Here is a 14,543-nt window from a genome sequence, read left to right on the forward strand (position 1 = left end):
CGTCGGATTTCAGCCTTCGACGCCTGCTCGAGGCATTTTTGTCTCGCGCCGATTTGCACCCGTTTTGCCACAAGCGCCGATCCAGCCGTTGATAATATCGGCAAATGCGGCGGGGCCGAAGCCCCCGAATGGATAATCGGCCGTCCGCCATGACCGACTCAACCTTTCGAGGAAGCCAATTTCATGAGCAAACTCCGTCCGGAATATACCGTCGAACGCCTGCACGAACGCCAAAAGGGTTCGCTGCCGGGCTTGCTGGGCGTGCGTGTGCTGTCGCTGGACGAAGGCATGCTGAGCGCGGAGTTGACCGTGCGCGCGGAGTTGCTCGCGCCGAACGGCTTTCTGCACGCGGCGACGGTGATCGGTCTCGCGGACACCGCTTGCGGCTACGCGTGCCTCGCGCATCTGCCGGAGACGGCGCGCAATTTCACGACCGTCGAGTTGAAGAGCAATTTTGTCGGCACGGCGCGGGAAGGCACGATCCGCGCGGTCGCGCGAGCCGTGCACCTCGGCCGCAGCACGCAGGTGTGGGACGCGACGGTGACGGACCCGAACGGCAAGACCATCGCCCTCTTTCGCTGCACGCAGATCGTGTTGTATTGATCGCGCCGCATTTTTAAAAGATGCGCGATAAAAAAAGCACGCGGCCTCGCGGCGCGTGCTTTTTCATTGGTCAGGTACCGCTCGAAGCGGCAAGCCATGCCGCTCCGGCGCGTTGCCCGATCAGGCGGCCGCCGCGCGCGGCGCCTTCACGCCGCTGAGCGCGAACGCGCCATTGCCGAGCAACGACTGCACGACAAGCGTGACCGCCCAGAACGCCGGATACTCCCAGCCGCCGTGCGGCGAGCCGAAGCCCCAGCCGTTATGCAAATGCGCGGACATCGCGCCGAGCATGAACGGCAGCAGCACGAGCGCGACCCAGCGTGCCTGCACGCCCAGCAACAACGCAATGCCGCCGATCAGTTCGACGAACGTCGTCACGTAGGCGAGCCATCCGGGCAAACCGAGCGACGCGAAAAACTGCGCGGTACCGGGCAGCGTGAATACAAAAATCTTCTGCAGACTGTGCGCGAGGTACAGCACGCCGAGGGCGACGCGCAAAACCAAAGCCGCGAAATCGGTGGAGCGGTTCGAGTTCATGACGAAATCCTTTGATGGAAAAGTGAGGCGGCTTGAAACAAGCCGTCGATTGACGTCACTCTATTCGAACCAGAATCAGCGAAAAACCGCCCGTCCGGCTTTGATTGTTTCCTAGGGAGAAGCAATCAACCCATCACGGCGACCAGCTTCGCCAGGTCCAGATGTTCCGCCAGCGTATCGGCGAGGCGATCCAGCGACGCTTCGCGCAACGCCGGGTAGTCGATCGCCTCGGCATCGCTCAATCCTGCCCACGCCAGCAGCGCCGCGCACGACGAAGGCGCGTCGAACAAACCGTGGACGTACGTCGCGAGAATCTGGCCATCGGCGGAAACGGCGCCGTCGGGGCGTGCATGGGCGCGGCCATCGCCCGTTTGTTCCAGATACAGCGCGGGTGAATCCAGCGCCGGCCCGCGCGTCTCGCCCATGTGGATCTCATAGCCCGCGACCTCCGGCGAGCCGGGCAATGCCAGGCGTCCGGTCACGTTTTTCAGCGTCTTGTCGCGCGTGAGCACCGTCGAATAGTCGAGCCAGCCGAGCCCCGCCGAGGTTCCCGGCGCGCCTTCCACGCCGTGCGGATCGGCAAGCTCGCGCCCAAGCATCTGCATGCCGCCGCAAATGCCGATCACCCGGCCGCCGTAGCGCAGATGCCGTTGCAGCACCGCGTCCCAGCCTTGCGCGCGCAGAAACGCGAGGTCGCCCGGCACATTCTTCGAACCCGGCAGGATGATCAGATCGGCCGGCGGCGGCGGCGTGCCGCTTCGCACGTAGTGAAAATCGACTTGCGGATGCGCGCGCAGCGCGTCGAAATCCGTGTGATTGCTGATGTGCGGCAGCACCGGCACGACCACGCGCAAGGTGCGCGCGGCGTCGCCTCGCTGCGCCGCGCGCAGCTCGGGCGGCAGCATGTCTTCGGCGTCGAGCGTCAGGCCGTGCAGATACGGAACCACGCCCAGCACCGGCTTGCCGGTTTTCGCTTCGAGCCAGTCGAGCCCCGGCTTGAGCAGCCCGATATCGCCGCGAAAACGGTTGATGATGAAGCCCCGCACGCGCGCCTGTTCGCTCGCCGACAGGCACGCGAGCGTCCCGGTCAGATGCGCGAACACGCCGCCCCGGTCGATGTCCGCCACCAGCACGACCGGACAATCCACCGCTTCCGCGAAACCCATGTTGGCGATATCGCGCTCGCGCAGATTGATCTCGGCCGGACTGCCCGCGCCTTCCACGAAGACCGTCTCGTACGCCGCTTGCAGCCGCGCGTACGACTCCAGCACCGCCTCGAAAGCGACGGGCTTGTAGTCGTGATACGCGCGGGCGTCGAGATTCATGCGCGCCTTGCCGTGGATGATCACCTGCGCGCCGCGATCGCTCGTCGGCTTGAGCAGCACCGGGTTGAAGTCGGTATGCGCGGCAATGCCGGCCGCCACCGCCTGCAAGGCCTGCGCGCGCCCGATCTCGCCGCCGTCCACGGTGACCGCGCTGTTGAGCGCCATGTTCTGCGGCTTGAACGGCGCGACCCGCACGCCCGCGCGCCGCGCGAGCCGGCATAAACCGGCGACGAGCGTGCTCTTGCCCGCATCGGACGTGGTGCCCTGAATCATCAGCGTGCCGCGCGGCACGGGTATGGCGTCATGCGGGATCGAATAGGTGCTCACGGAGATGGCGGACTCGGCGATAAGGAAAGCGAAAGAGAAACAGCGGATAAACAGGGGCAAAAGCAGCGGCAAAAGCACTAACAAGAGCACGGACAAACGCGGCGGCAAAAACCGCGGCAATGTCGCAACGACGAATCGCCGCATTATCCCATCGCGCCCGCCCGCGCGGCGCGCCGGTACAATCACGCGATGATTCCCCGCGACCTCACCTTCGTTCTCGGCGGCGCGCGCTCAGGCAAGAGCGCGCACGCGGAACAGCTTGCCGCCGGCAGCGCGTTGCCCGTGACCTACATCGCCACCGCGCGCGTCACCGGCGACGCCGAATTCAGCGCGCGCATCGCGCATCATCGCGAGCGGCGGCCGGCGCACTGGCAATTGCTCGAAGCCGACGCCGACCTCGCGGGCGCCGTGTCGAACGCCGACGCGCCCGGCCATTGCACGCTGATCGACTGCCTCACGCTGTGGCTCGCCACCCTGCTCTGCCCCGCCGAAAGCGACGGCGAGCCGCTCGCGGACTATCACGCGCGCGTGGACGCATTCGAAGCCGCGCTCGCCAACGCTCGCGGCAAGATCATCGTGGTCAGCAATGAAATCGGCCTGGGCGTGGTGCCGCTCGGCGCGGCCACGCGTCTTTATGTCGATGAACTCGGCCGGCTCAACCAGCGCATCGCGGCCCTGAGCACGCAGGCCACGATGATGGTCGCCGGCCTGCCGCTCGCGCTCAAAAGCGCGGGCGCCGCGTGATGCTGTCGCTTCCTCTCATCGTGACGCTGGCCACCGCCGGCGTGGCCATCGACCGTTGGATCGGCGAGCCGCGCGGCGCGCATCCGCTGGTGGGTTTCGGCAAATGGGCGGCGCGGCTGGAAGCGCATTACAACCGCGGGCGGCGTCTTCGGCTCAAGGGACTGCTCGCGTGGTCGCTGGCCGTGCTGCCGCCGGTGTTGATCGCGTGGGGCCTCGTCGCCGTGCTGCCGTTTTTTGCGGCGTGTGCGGTGCATGTCGCGTTGCTCTGGTTCGCGCTCGGCGCGCGCAGTTTGCACGATCACATCGAGCCGATCGCGCGGGCGCTCGTGCAACGCGATCTCGCGCAGGCGCGGCTGCTGACCGCGCAGATCGTGTCGCGCGAAACCGCCCATGCCGACGAAGCCGCGCTGTCGCGCGCCGCTGTCGAATCCGCGTTGGAAAACGGCAACGACGCGATCTTCGGCGCGCTGTTCTGGTTCGCGATCGCGGGCGGTCCGGGCGCGCTCGGCTTTCGCCTCGCCAACACGCTCGACGCGATGTGGGGTTATCGCACGCCGCGCTATTTGCGCTTCGGCTGGGCGGCCGCGCGCCTCGACGACGTGCTCAACTGGATTCCCGCGCGCCTGACCGCCGCGAGCTACGCGCTGCTCGGCGACACGCGCACGGCGTGGCGTTGCTGGCGCGAGCAGGCGCCGCGCTGGGACAGCCCGAACGCCGGCCCGGTGATGGCCTCCGGCGCGGGAAGTCTGAATGTGCTGATCGGCGGCCCCGCGGTTTATCACGGCGCGCTCGAACATCGGGCGACGCTCGGCTTCGGACATCCGGCGAAGGCCGCGCATATCACGGCCGCGCTGATGCTCGTCGAACGCACGGTCATTCTGTGGCTCGCGGTGCTGATCGTGCTGGCGTTACTGAGTGTGCCGCTTCATGTCTGATCGAATGAACGCGGGTGGCGAGCCGTTGACTCACGGCGGCAATCTGCACGAAGCCGCCGCGCGCTTCGGCATTCCGTACGCGCAGTGGCTCGATCTGTCCACGGGCATCAATCCTCACGGCTATCCGGTGCCGCCCGTTCCCGCCGATGCCTGGCGCCGCTTGCCCGACGAGGGCGACGGGCTCGCCGACTGCGCCGCGCGTTACTACGGCGCGCCGGATGCGCTGCATGTGCTGCCCGTCGCCGGCAGCCAGGCCGCCATTCGCGCGCTGCCCGCGTTGCTGCCGCGCGCAACCGTCGGCGTCGCGCCGCTCACATACAGCGAATATGCGCCCGCGTTCGAGCGGGCCGGGCATCGCGTGATGCCGCTCGACGTGTCGCGCGACGTCTTGCCCGACGCGCTCACGCACGCCATCGTCGTGAATCCGAACAATCCGACCGCCGAGCATCTGAGCGCTTCGACGCTGCTCGCCTGGCACGCGCAATTGAGCGCGCGCGGCGGCACGCTGCTCGTCGACGAAGCCTTCGCGGACACGATGCCCGAGGCGTCGCTCGCCGCTCACACGCATCGCGATGGCTTGATCGTGTTGCGCTCGCCAGGCAAGTTTTTCGGGCTCGCGGGCGTGCGCGCCGGCTTCGTGCTGGCCGCGCCCGCGTTGCTCGACAGCTTGCGTCGCGCGCTCGGCGCGTGGACCGTAAGCGGTCCCGCGCGTCACGCCGTGAAGGCGGCGTTCGCCGATCGCGCCTGGCAGGAACAGATGCGCGCGCGGCTGGCCGCCGACGGCGCGCGTCTCGTCGCTCTGCTGCACGCGCATGGCTTTCGCACGCGCGGCACGCCGCTCTTCGCCTGGACCGCCGACCCACGCGCCGCCGATTTGCACGAAGCCCTGGCCACGCGCGGCGTCTGGACGCGGCTCTTTGCATCGTCAGGCAGCGTGCGATTCGGTTTGCCCGCGAGCGAAGAGGAATGGACGCGCCTCGCCGACAGCCTGCGCGCGGCGCTCGATACGCCCGGCGCGGCAGGCATCGCTCGATCCGGCACACGTCCCGTCTGAGCCAATGATCCGTTCACGTCACCTCGCCCTTTCGGCCACGCTCGTCACCGCCGCGTTGCACGCGCACGCCGGCATCACCGTGACTGACGACACCGGCGCCACGCTCACGCTGCCCGCTCCGGCACAGCGCGTAATCAGCCTCGCGCCGCATGTCACCGAGCTACTGTATGCGGCGGGCGGGGGCGCAAAAATGGTCGGCGCGGTGTCGTACAGCGACTATCCGCCCGCAGCGAAACAACTGCCGCGCGTGGGCGACAACAAGGCGCTCGACCTGGAGCGCATCGTCGCGTTGAAGCCGGATCTGATCGTGGTGTGGCGGCACGGCAATGCGCAACGTCAGCTCGACCGTCTGCGCGCATTGCACATACCGTTGTTCTTCAGCGAGCCGCATCGTCTGGACGATGTCGCGGTCTCGTTGAGCAAGCTCGGCCAGTTGCTCGGCACGTCGTCAACGGCGGATGCGGCCGCCGCCGCGTATCGTCAGGACATTGCTTCGCTGCGCGCGCAGTATGCGAAGCGCGCGCCCGTCAGCGTGTTTTATCAGGTGTGGGATCAACCGTTGATGACGCTCAACGGCGAGCATATGGTCAGCGACGTCATCGACCTATGCGGCGGCCGCAACGTGTTTGCGAAACTGCAACCGCTCGTGCCGACCGTTTCAACCGAAGCCGTGCTCGCGGCGAACCCGGAAGCGATCATCACCGCCGCGCCCGGCGCGACCCGGCCCGACACGACCTTGCCGCAACTCAGCGCGTGGCGTGCATGGCCGCGTTTGTCGGCGGTGGCGAACGACAACCTGTTCGCCATCGACGGCGATCTGATCAACCGGCCCGCGCCGCGCATCGCGCAAGGCGCGAAGCAATTGTGTGAAGACCTGGATCTGGCGCGCTCGCGCAGAACGCAACGCGAGCAGCGACCCACGCAGTGACGCGCCCCGCAACACGCGCCGTGAGCCGCGCTGCAACACGCGCCCCGCAAAACCGCGCCATGACCCGCGCGTGAACACGCCGTTAAGCGCTCAGCTCACGCATTCCACTTCACGAGCGACCAGTGCCGCGCTTCGTCGTTGCGGCGCAGCCAGACGACGCTGCCTGTTTCCAGCGACCATCGCAGGCTGCCTTCGAGCGGCACGTCGAGCGCGAGCGACGCGATGGCGCGTATCACGCCCGCATGCGTGACCACGTAGGTCGGCGAAAGCTCGCGCGTTCGTACATACGCGTCGAACCACGCGCGCACGCGCAGCACGAACTGCGCGACGCTTTCGCCGCCATGCGCGCGCGCATGTTCGAAGTTGGACGCCCAGTCATCGAGCAACTCGCGGTCGATTGCGTCCCAGCGGCGCGTTTCCCAATCGCCGAAATTCATTTCCTTCAGACGATCGTCGTGACTCAGCACGCAGCCGAAGTCGTTCGCCATTTCGACGGCGAGCGCGGAGCAGCGCGTGAGCGGACTCGATATGACGACGCGCGGCGCCGGCACCTGCAAACCCGCAAGCCTCAATGCGAGCGCCGCGGACGACACATCCGCCGCTTCGGCGAGCGCCACATCGCTGTGGCCGTAGCACACGCCCGTTTCGAGCGCGACGGCGGGATGACGGATCAGGACGATATCCATGCGAGCCCTACAAGATAGATGCTCAGTTCGAAGATCTGCTGCGCGAAGCCGAGACAGTCGCCGGTATAGCCACCGATGCGTCTGACGAAATAACGTCCCATCGCCAAGCGCAACGCGGCGAGCACCGCAAGCGCCGAGCCCGCGAAGCGCCAGTCCAACGCGTGCAGACCACGCGGGCCGTCCGGCCACAGCAGCCACGGCAAACCGAACCCCGCCGCGCAGAGCAGCGCGGCGCCGCTCAGGCGCTGCGCGACCGGCTTCGCCTTGCCTTCGGCGCGCACGTAATCGAGCGTGGCGAGATAGCTGATCGCGCACGCGCGGCTCGCGGCATGGGCGGCAATCATCAGACCCGCTGCGCGCGTCGGCGGCAACGCGGCGAGCGTTTGCCACTTCAGCGCGAGCGAGATCATCAGCGCGATGGCGCCGAAAGCGCCGATGCGCGAGTCATGCATGATCCGCAAGACAGCGTCGCGCGTATAGGCGCCACCGAACGCATCGACGCAATCGGCGAGACCATCTTCGTGAAAGGCGCCGGTGACGAGAAGCGATGACGCCATCGAAAGCAGCACCGCAATACTCACAGGAAACACGCGCGACGCCGCGAGATACACGAGCGCGCTCACACCGCCGATCAACATGCCGACGAGCGGAAAATAGCGCGCCGCCGCATTCAGATAATGCGGCTCGTAGCCGACCCAGCGCGGCACGGGCACGCGCGTGAAATAGCCGAGCGCCGTGAAGAAGTAGCGCAGTTCTGCCAGCGGATTCATGAATGGCTCGCGTCAATGTCGTGCATCGGACGGTGTGCGAAACGGCTCACTGCGGCTCACGCTTCGCGATTGGCGACGCCGGCCGATTCGAAGCTCGCCATCTCGTTGATAAAGGCGCTCGCCGCGCGCAGGAGCGGCACGGCGAGCGCGGCGCCCGTGCCTTCGCCGAGCCGCATGTCGAGCGACAACAACGGCGCGGCGCCGAAATGATCGAGCATGCGCCGATGCCCCGCTTCGTTCGACGCATGCGCGAACACGCAATACGCGCGCACGTTCGGCGCGATGGCGTCGGCGATCAGCAGCGCGGAACTCGCGATGAAGCCGTCGACGAGGATCGTCATGCGCGCGTGCGCCGCGGCGAGATACGCGCCCGCCATCATCGCGATTTCGAAACCGCCGAAGGTTGCGAGCACATCGAGCGGCGCGCTGGATTTCTCGTGATGCGCGAGCGCCGCCGCCAGCACGTTGCGCTTTTTCGCGAGCCCGGCGTCGTCGAGACCGGTCCCGCGGCCCACGCATTCGTCGATCGGCGCGCCGCACACGCGGCTCATCAAACACGCCGCCGCCGACGTATTCGCAATGCCCATTTCGCCGAAGCCGATCACGTTGCTGCCGCGCGCCGCGTGATGGCGCACGCGCTCAGCACCGGCTTGCATTGCCGCGAGCGCTTGCGCGTGCGTCATCGCCGGTTCGTGCGCGAAGTTGCGCGTGCCCGCTGCAATGGGAATGTCGATGAGTCCATCCGTGCGCGGCAGCGGCGTCGCAATGCCCGCGTTGACGACTTCGAGTTCGATGCCCGCCACGCGGCTCAATGCATTGACCGCCGCGCCGCCCGCGAGGAAATTCGCGACCATCTGCGCCGTGACTGTTTGCGGATAAGGGCTCACGCCTTCGGCGGCAATGCCGTGGTCGCCGGCGAACACGATCAGCGCGGGACGCTCAACCGTGGGACGCGTGCTGCGCTGGATCAAGCCCATCTGAAGCGCGAGCGCTTCGAGCCGGCCGAGACTGCCAGGCGGCTTCGTCTTCGTATCGATGATGTGTTGCAGCTCGTCGCGCAACGTTTGATCGAGCGGTTCGACTTGAGGCAATGCGGACAAGCTTGGCGAGGAAGTCATAGGTCGATGGAAATGGATGAATGTTCTGATCGGAATGTCACGTTGCCGATTCGTCATGATTCGACGTCGATTCATGACTCGAACGCGGAGCGGGAATCAGCGCCTCGTGCGCGCCGTCGCGAATCAGAATCAGCGGATAGCCGAACACGCGGCTCGTGAGCGCGGGCGTCAGCACGTCGTGCACGGGACCGGCATACACGGCACCCGCGCCGTCGAGCAACAGCGCATGCGTCGCGAAGCGGCGCGCGAGGTTCAGGTCGTGACACGAAAACAGCACGGTGCGCTGCGCTTGCCGCGTCCATTGGCCAAGCGCTTCGAGACAGTCGATCTGATGATGAAGATCGAGATGCGATAAAGGCTCGTCGAGCAGCAGGAGCGGCGCGTCCTGACACAACACCGCCGCCAGCGCCACTCGCTGACGTTCGCCGCCCGACAGCGACAGCACGTCGCGCGTCGTCAATGCAGTCAGGCCCAGCAAGTCCAGCGCCGCGCGCGCGGCCTCGCGATCGGCCTCGCGCTCCCAGCCCCAGCCGGTCAGATGCGGAAAGCGATTGAGCATCACGATGTCGAGCACGCTTGCGCTGAAGGCGTCCGGCGCGCTTTGCGGCATCAGCGCGCGGCGCTGCGCGAGAGGTTGCGCGCGCCACTCGGCGAGACGCACGCCGTCGAGTTCGACATGTCCCGCCGACGGCTGCAACAGACCCGCGAGCGTGGCGAGGAGCGTCGTCTTGCCCGCGCCGTTCGGACCGGCCACGCACCAGATCTCGCCCGCATAGAACGTATGCGTGAAGGCGTCGAGCAACGTGCGCGCGCCGGCGCGCAATGTCACGCGCTGCGCGCTGAGCGTGGGCGAAGGAGGGCGAGAGGCGTGCATCATCGGCGGCCGCGCAACAGCATCCACAGAAACACCGGCACGCCGATAATCGACGTGATCACGCCGACCGGCAGCTGCGCCGGCGCGATCACCATGCGCGCGATCAGATCCGCGCCCATCACCGCGACGCCGCCGCCAAGCGCCGCGGCCGGCAGCAGCATGCGTTGATCGTTGCCGAACGCGAGCCGCAGCATATGCGGCACGACGAGCCCGACAAAGCCGATGGTGCCCGCCGTCGTCACGGCGGCGGCCGCCGCGAGCGAGGCCGCGAGGTACACGCGCAGGCGCAGCGGCATGACCGCGACGCCCAGCGCTTGCGCGGCGGCGTCGCCGCGCAGCAGCACGTTCAGGCGCGGCGCAACCGGCACGATGGCGAACAGCACGACGACGAGCGCGGCGAGCGCGGTCCACGGCATCGCGTTGCCGTTGAGGTCGCCGGTCAGCCAGAACAGCATGCCGCGCAAACGATTGTCGGGCGCGAGATTGAGCAGCAACGTGATCAGCGCGCCCCAACCCGCCGCGATCACCGCGCCGGTCAGCAGCAAACGCGGCGACGTGTCCTGCGGCTCGCCGCGCCACAACTCGCGGCGCGCGAGACCCAGCACGAGAAGAATCGACACGAATGCGCCAGAGAACGCGGCGGCATCGACGAGCCACCACGCGCAACCGGCGATCATCGCGACCAGCGCGAACGTCGCCGCGCCGCCCGATACGCCCAATACGTAGGGCTCGGCGAGCGGATTGCGCAACAGCACCTGCAACAGCGCGCCGGCCAGCGCGAGCAGCGCGCCGCATGCAAAGCCGGCCAGCGCACGCGGCAAACGCAGCGTGCGCACGATCTCGCGGGCGAGATCGTCAGCGCCGCCTTGCGACGCCGGCAAGACGGCGGACGCATGCATCGGCGAGAGCGCCGCGATCACGCGCGCCGGCGCGAGCGACACGCTGCCCAACGCGAGCGACGCCATCAACACGGCCAGCGCGATGACGCCGAGCGCGAGCCAGATGGCGGCGGCGCGCTTCGCGCTCATGGCGTGAAGCGTGGCGGGCATCGAACCGGAATGGCGGCTCATCGACGCGCTCTCAACACGGCGCGCGCGTCACTGCTGCTGCCAGCCGACCGTGACATACGCAGCGCGCCGCGGCGAGTTATACGAGTAGGCCGTCTCATAGTCCTTGTTCAACAGATTCTGGATTTGCGCGGCCACGTACCAGGCCTTCGTGATGTTGTAGCGCGCGGACAGATTCACGATGCCGTAGCCGCCCAGCTTGCCGCTGCTGTCTTCACGCGGGCCGCTCACGATCCACTCGCCGCCCACGCGCCATCCCGCGATACTGCGATTCACCGCCAGCGAAGCGAAACGCCGCGCGCGCCGCACGAGGTCCACATCGTTGTCGAGATCGACGGGATTTTGCAGCGTCACGGACGCGCGCACGTCGGTCCTGCCCACATGTCCGCTCCACGATCCTTCCAGTCCCTGCACTTTCGCATGGCCCACGTTTTCGGCGAGATAAATGCCGGGCGTCACTTGCTGATAGTCGATCAGATTCGAATAACGCGTCTGGAAAGCACTCAAACGCATCACGCCGAGCGCAGTGGACGCGTACTGCAACGCGGCTTCGATCGAATGGCTGCGCTCGGGTTTGATCGACGGATTGCCGCTCAACGGATAGTACAGATCGTCGAAACTCGGCGCGCGAAACGCATCCGAATAACTCGCGCTGACCTTCCAATGCGACGTGATGTCAAAGCCGTAGCCGAGATAGTAACTGTTCGCTCCGCCGAAATCGGAGTACTGGTCGCGCCGCACGTTGGCCTGAATCTGGCTGCGCCCGAAGCGTCCCGTGTAGCCGGCAAAGCCCGAATCCACGTGACGGGCGGGCGCCGCAAACGTATCCGAGTCGAGGCTCTGGTCCAGATGCTCGTAGCCGAGCTGCAACTTCTGCTGCGAGGCGAGCGCGAAATCGTTCTGCCACGTGTACTGCCGGTTGTCGGTGTCGAAGCGGCCGTTATACAGGCCGTTAGTGTTCGACACGCTGCGATCGTCGCCTTCCGACACGATGAAGTGCGTGGTCCACCAGTCGGTCGGCTTGCCGTTCGCAAACGCGGAAACCTGGCGCACTTTCGTGTACAGGTTGTTCAGATCGGTCGGCACGCCGTACGCGTTGTCGTAGCTGTTGTTGCCGTTCGACTGGAAATAGCTGACGCCCGCGTCCCACTTGTCGCTGAACTTGTGACGCAACGAAGCGGACATGCTTTCGTTCAGATAGCCGTTTGCGTTCGGGTTCACGTTGGGCCCCTCGCGCGGATTGATCGACGAAAAGCCGTCGTCTTTCGAGCGCGCGAGCGAAATGCTGAAGGTGGTGCGGCCGTCTTTATCCAAGGCGCCGTTCGCGCCGACCTGCTGCGTCTGCGTGTGATAGCTGCCGTAGCCCACCGAAAAGTTGAAACGCGGCGGATGATCGCCACCGTCTTTCGTGAAGACCTGGACCACGCCGCCGATCGCGCCCGATCCGTATAACGCGGAGACATTGCCGTTCACCACTTCCACATGATCGATCTGATCGAGCGGAATCTGCGCGATTTGCGCGGCGCCGAGACTCACCGAGTCGACCCGCACGCCGTCGATCAACACCAGCGATTGCGTCGACGACGCGCCGCGCAAATACAGGCTCGTCGTCGAACCAGGGCCACCTGTGCGCGAGATTTGCGCACCGGGTGCGAGTTGCAGAAGGCCGGGCAGATCGGTCGCGGTGGTATCGGCGAGATCCTGCTGATCGAACAGCGAGGTCTGCGGAATCGTGTCGGCAAGCGCTTGCGGTCCGCGCTCCGCCGTCACGACGACCGGCGATAACACAGTGAGCGATGAATCCGCGCTTGCGGGCGCGGCGGCGGATGAGCTTGCTTCGGCTGGCGCGATTGCGCCAGTTACAGACGACGCAGACGCGCTCGCGGCGGTCTGGGCGAGGACGACATGCGGCAGCCCTGCAAAAGCGAGCAATGCCGCGCGGGCGATAGGGGACAGCATGGAGTGAGTTTCCCGTGGATGGCGTGCGCGGCCTGCTTCCCCGCAGGCCTTCGCGTAACGAGGCGCGTCCACTTGCACTATTTCACGGGCGCGCCCCTCCCTCTGGCCGGTATCCGGGCTGACGACATATCGATCCCGCCTTCCCACGCGTGACGCGCAGTGGCACACTCGCGTGTTGAACCTGAACACACGATGGGGATCGAATTGCAAGCGCCAACTGCAATGACGAATGCGGTCGCTTACCGTTGCGGGGGCAGCGCAGGTTCGCGCGCGCAGAGAAACCACGCGCCCTGCTTCCCGTTTAACTGCGCGCACAGTGAGGACATGCGCGCGGGCACCAGAGTGCGGGCAGTGTATGAGCGCCCTCGGGGTCAGTCAAGAATGCGGGCCGCGCGTGAATCGATCGGAAGGTACGGAGTTGGTCCGGCGCAATCTTCGCCACATGAGTACTTTTTCATCTTCAGTCGAAAAATACCTGCAAAAAGCGGTGTTGTTACGTCTCGAAACGAGACAATTGTCGGAACGTGCGACATTCCGCGCTAAAATGCGATGTCTTTAGAGGACGCAGCACATGCTCACCGAACTCGAATCACTCTCACAGAATATCGGCAAGCTGATCGCGATCAGCCAGCGCCACAATGAAGCGCGCGTCGCGCTCGAAGAGCAACTCGCCCAATCGCGCGCCGAAGCGGAAGCGGCGCGCACGGAACTTGCGCTGCTGCGCGAAGAACGCGATGCACTGCAAGCGGAACGCGACGCGCTCTCCGCCAAGATTGACGACGCTCAAGTGCGTCTGAACGCGATCCTCGAAAAATTGCCGCGTGCGCGCGCGCACAACGAGCCGGATAACCAGCTCGATCTGCTCGAACCCGCTCAGCACCAAGTCGAAGCAGAGAGCGACGCCACTCGCCACGGAGAAAATGCATGACCACCAAGCAGATCGAAGTTTCGATTCTCGGCGTGCCCTATCGTCTCGCGTGCTCGCCGGAAACGGAAGGCGCGCTGCTCGAGGCAGTGGCACGAGTCGACGCCGAGATGTCGAAGATCCGCAATAACAGCAACGTGCGCGGCACGGATCGCATTGCAGTCATGGCTGCGCTCTCGCTGGCATCGGAACTGCTTAAGCTGCAAACCAGCGTGCGTCACGGAGAAGCATTTCCCGCTGAAGAAATCCGGCGTACAATGCATCAAATGAACGAACAGTTGGGCACTGTCATCGCGCAGTACAGCATGCAGTAAGTAGCACGTAGTGAGCCACAAGTAGTGAGCAACAAGTAGTGGCCGGTCTGCGGATCGGCCGGATTCAAACAAAGCAAATGAGAAGTACCTGAGCAGCGTGCGTGAGGAAAGTGAGAGCATGTACGCACAACACTCAGCAAACGTTTGAATTGAATCGTTTCAGCTTCATCGGTTTAGCTTCCCTGCCTGGTTCGCCAAGGTCATATATTCCTTGAACCAATGCCATGTGCACGGTTGCGGAAATTTGTAGCACGGGCGTGCGCGTCACTCTGTCTGATGTACCCGAAGTGCTGCTAACTGCGACCAATTCTGAACCCCCGGTTCAGGATGCCGGCCTAGCGGCTAAGGCGGGGACCTTATTTAAAACGGCATCGGAC

Annotated in this window: 15 protein-coding genes, 1 other RNA gene and 1 riboswitch; of the genes, 8 read left to right on the forward strand and 8 right to left on the reverse strand. The window is 65.8% G+C overall.

Going from position 1 to position 14,543, the window contains the following annotated elements:
• Positions 1–183: 183 nt before the first annotated feature.
• Positions 184–603: a PaaI family thioesterase gene (locus VOM14_RS16845; RefSeq protein ID WP_327629848.1), complete on the forward strand. Its 420-nt coding sequence runs from the start codon at positions 184–186 to the stop codon at positions 601–603.
• A gap of 120 nt (positions 604–723) precedes the next feature.
• Here VOM14_RS16845 and VOM14_RS16850 read toward each other — a convergent pair whose 3' ends face one another.
• The gene (locus VOM14_RS16850) at positions 724–1,140 is read right to left on the reverse strand and encodes a DoxX family protein (protein WP_327629849.1); all 417 of its coding nucleotides are present in this window, start codon (positions 1,138–1,140) and stop codon (positions 724–726) included.
• 125 nt (positions 1,141–1,265) lie between these two features.
• Positions 1,266–2,738 (reverse strand): cobyric acid synthase, encoded by a 1,473-nt coding sequence (locus tag VOM14_RS16855; RefSeq protein WP_442955553.1) that lies wholly within the window; start codon positions 2,736–2,738, stop codon positions 1,266–1,268.
• Between the two features lie 243 nt (positions 2,739–2,981).
• Between VOM14_RS16855 and cobU the strand changes: the two genes are divergently transcribed.
• From cobU to VOM14_RS16875, 4 genes are read left to right on the forward strand one after another with little or no spacing between them, the layout of a single operon-like run.
• Complete coding sequence (gene cobU / locus VOM14_RS16860) at positions 2,982–3,536, forward strand: bifunctional adenosylcobinamide kinase/adenosylcobinamide-phosphate guanylyltransferase (protein ID WP_327629851.1); 555 nt, start codon at positions 2,982–2,984, stop codon at positions 3,534–3,536.
• Positions 3,536–4,471 (forward strand): adenosylcobinamide-phosphate synthase CbiB, encoded by a 936-nt coding sequence (gene cbiB / locus VOM14_RS16865; RefSeq protein WP_327629852.1) that lies wholly within the window; start codon positions 3,536–3,538, stop codon positions 4,469–4,471. Before cobU ends, cbiB begins: the two co-directional genes overlap by 1 nt.
• Positions 4,464–5,525, forward strand: coding sequence for a threonine-phosphate decarboxylase CobD (cobD, locus tag VOM14_RS16870; RefSeq protein ID WP_327629853.1), 1,062 nt, complete (start codon positions 4,464–4,466; stop codon positions 5,523–5,525). Before cbiB ends, cobD begins: the two co-directional genes overlap by 8 nt.
• Positions 5,526–5,529: 4 nt before the next feature.
• Entirely contained in the window at positions 5,530–6,453 is a 924-nt protein-coding gene (locus VOM14_RS16875; protein WP_327629854.1) for a cobalamin-binding protein, read from the forward strand.
• A gap of 95 nt (positions 6,454–6,548) precedes the next feature.
• On the opposite strand, the gene cobC is transcribed toward VOM14_RS16875, so the two are convergent.
• From cobC to VOM14_RS16905, 6 genes are read right to left on the reverse strand one after another with little or no spacing between them, the layout of a single operon-like run.
• A complete protein-coding gene (cobC, locus tag VOM14_RS16880) occupies positions 6,549–7,139 on the reverse strand; it encodes an alpha-ribazole phosphatase (protein ID WP_327629855.1) in 591 nt (196 codons plus the stop codon).
• Positions 7,124–7,909, reverse strand: a complete 786-nt coding sequence (locus VOM14_RS16885) for an adenosylcobinamide-GDP ribazoletransferase (protein WP_327629856.1) — start codon at positions 7,907–7,909, stop codon at positions 7,124–7,126. The genes cobC and VOM14_RS16885 overlap by 16 nt, the downstream gene beginning before the upstream one ends.
• A gap of 56 nt (positions 7,910–7,965) precedes the next feature.
• On the reverse strand, positions 7,966–9,027 hold the full coding sequence (gene cobT / locus VOM14_RS16890; RefSeq protein WP_327629857.1) for a nicotinate-nucleotide--dimethylbenzimidazole phosphoribosyltransferase: 1,062 nt from the start codon (positions 9,025–9,027) through the stop codon (positions 7,966–7,968).
• Positions 9,028–9,064: 37 nt separating this feature from the next.
• Positions 9,065–9,904, reverse strand: coding sequence for an ABC transporter ATP-binding protein (locus tag VOM14_RS16895; RefSeq protein WP_327629858.1), 840 nt, complete (start codon positions 9,902–9,904; stop codon positions 9,065–9,067).
• Positions 9,901–10,971 (reverse strand): FecCD family ABC transporter permease, encoded by a 1,071-nt coding sequence (locus VOM14_RS16900; RefSeq protein ID WP_327629859.1) that lies wholly within the window; start codon positions 10,969–10,971, stop codon positions 9,901–9,903. The genes VOM14_RS16895 and VOM14_RS16900 overlap by 4 nt, the downstream gene beginning before the upstream one ends.
• A 27-nt stretch (positions 10,972–10,998) precedes the next feature.
• A complete protein-coding gene (locus VOM14_RS16905; protein WP_327629860.1) occupies positions 10,999–12,927 on the reverse strand; it encodes a TonB-dependent receptor domain-containing protein in 1,929 nt (642 codons plus the stop codon).
• 87 nt (positions 12,928–13,014) lie between these two features.
• Positions 13,015–13,284, reverse strand: a riboswitch (cobalamin riboswitch).
• Between the two features lie 214 nt (positions 13,285–13,498).
• On the opposite strand from VOM14_RS16905, the gene VOM14_RS16910 reads away from it, so the two are divergent.
• The 3 genes from VOM14_RS16910 to ssrS all read left to right on the forward strand — a co-directional run bounded on the left by VOM14_RS16910 (position 13,499) and on the right by ssrS (position 14,524).
• The gene (locus tag VOM14_RS16910; protein WP_327629861.1) at positions 13,499–13,855 is read left to right on the forward strand and encodes an ATPase; all 357 of its coding nucleotides are present in this window, start codon (positions 13,499–13,501) and stop codon (positions 13,853–13,855) included.
• Positions 13,852–14,166, forward strand: coding sequence for a cell division protein ZapA (locus tag VOM14_RS16915; protein WP_327629862.1), 315 nt, complete (start codon positions 13,852–13,854; stop codon positions 14,164–14,166). Before VOM14_RS16910 ends, VOM14_RS16915 begins: the two co-directional genes overlap by 4 nt.
• A gap of 176 nt (positions 14,167–14,342) precedes the next feature.
• Positions 14,343–14,524, forward strand: a non-coding RNA gene (gene ssrS, locus VOM14_RS16920) — 6S RNA.
• The last annotated feature ends 19 nt before the right edge of the window (positions 14,525–14,543 follow it).

Source organism: Paraburkholderia sp. MPAMCS5 (genome assembly GCF_036016995.1).
Classification (GTDB): Bacteria; Pseudomonadota; Gammaproteobacteria; order Burkholderiales; family Burkholderiaceae; genus Paraburkholderia.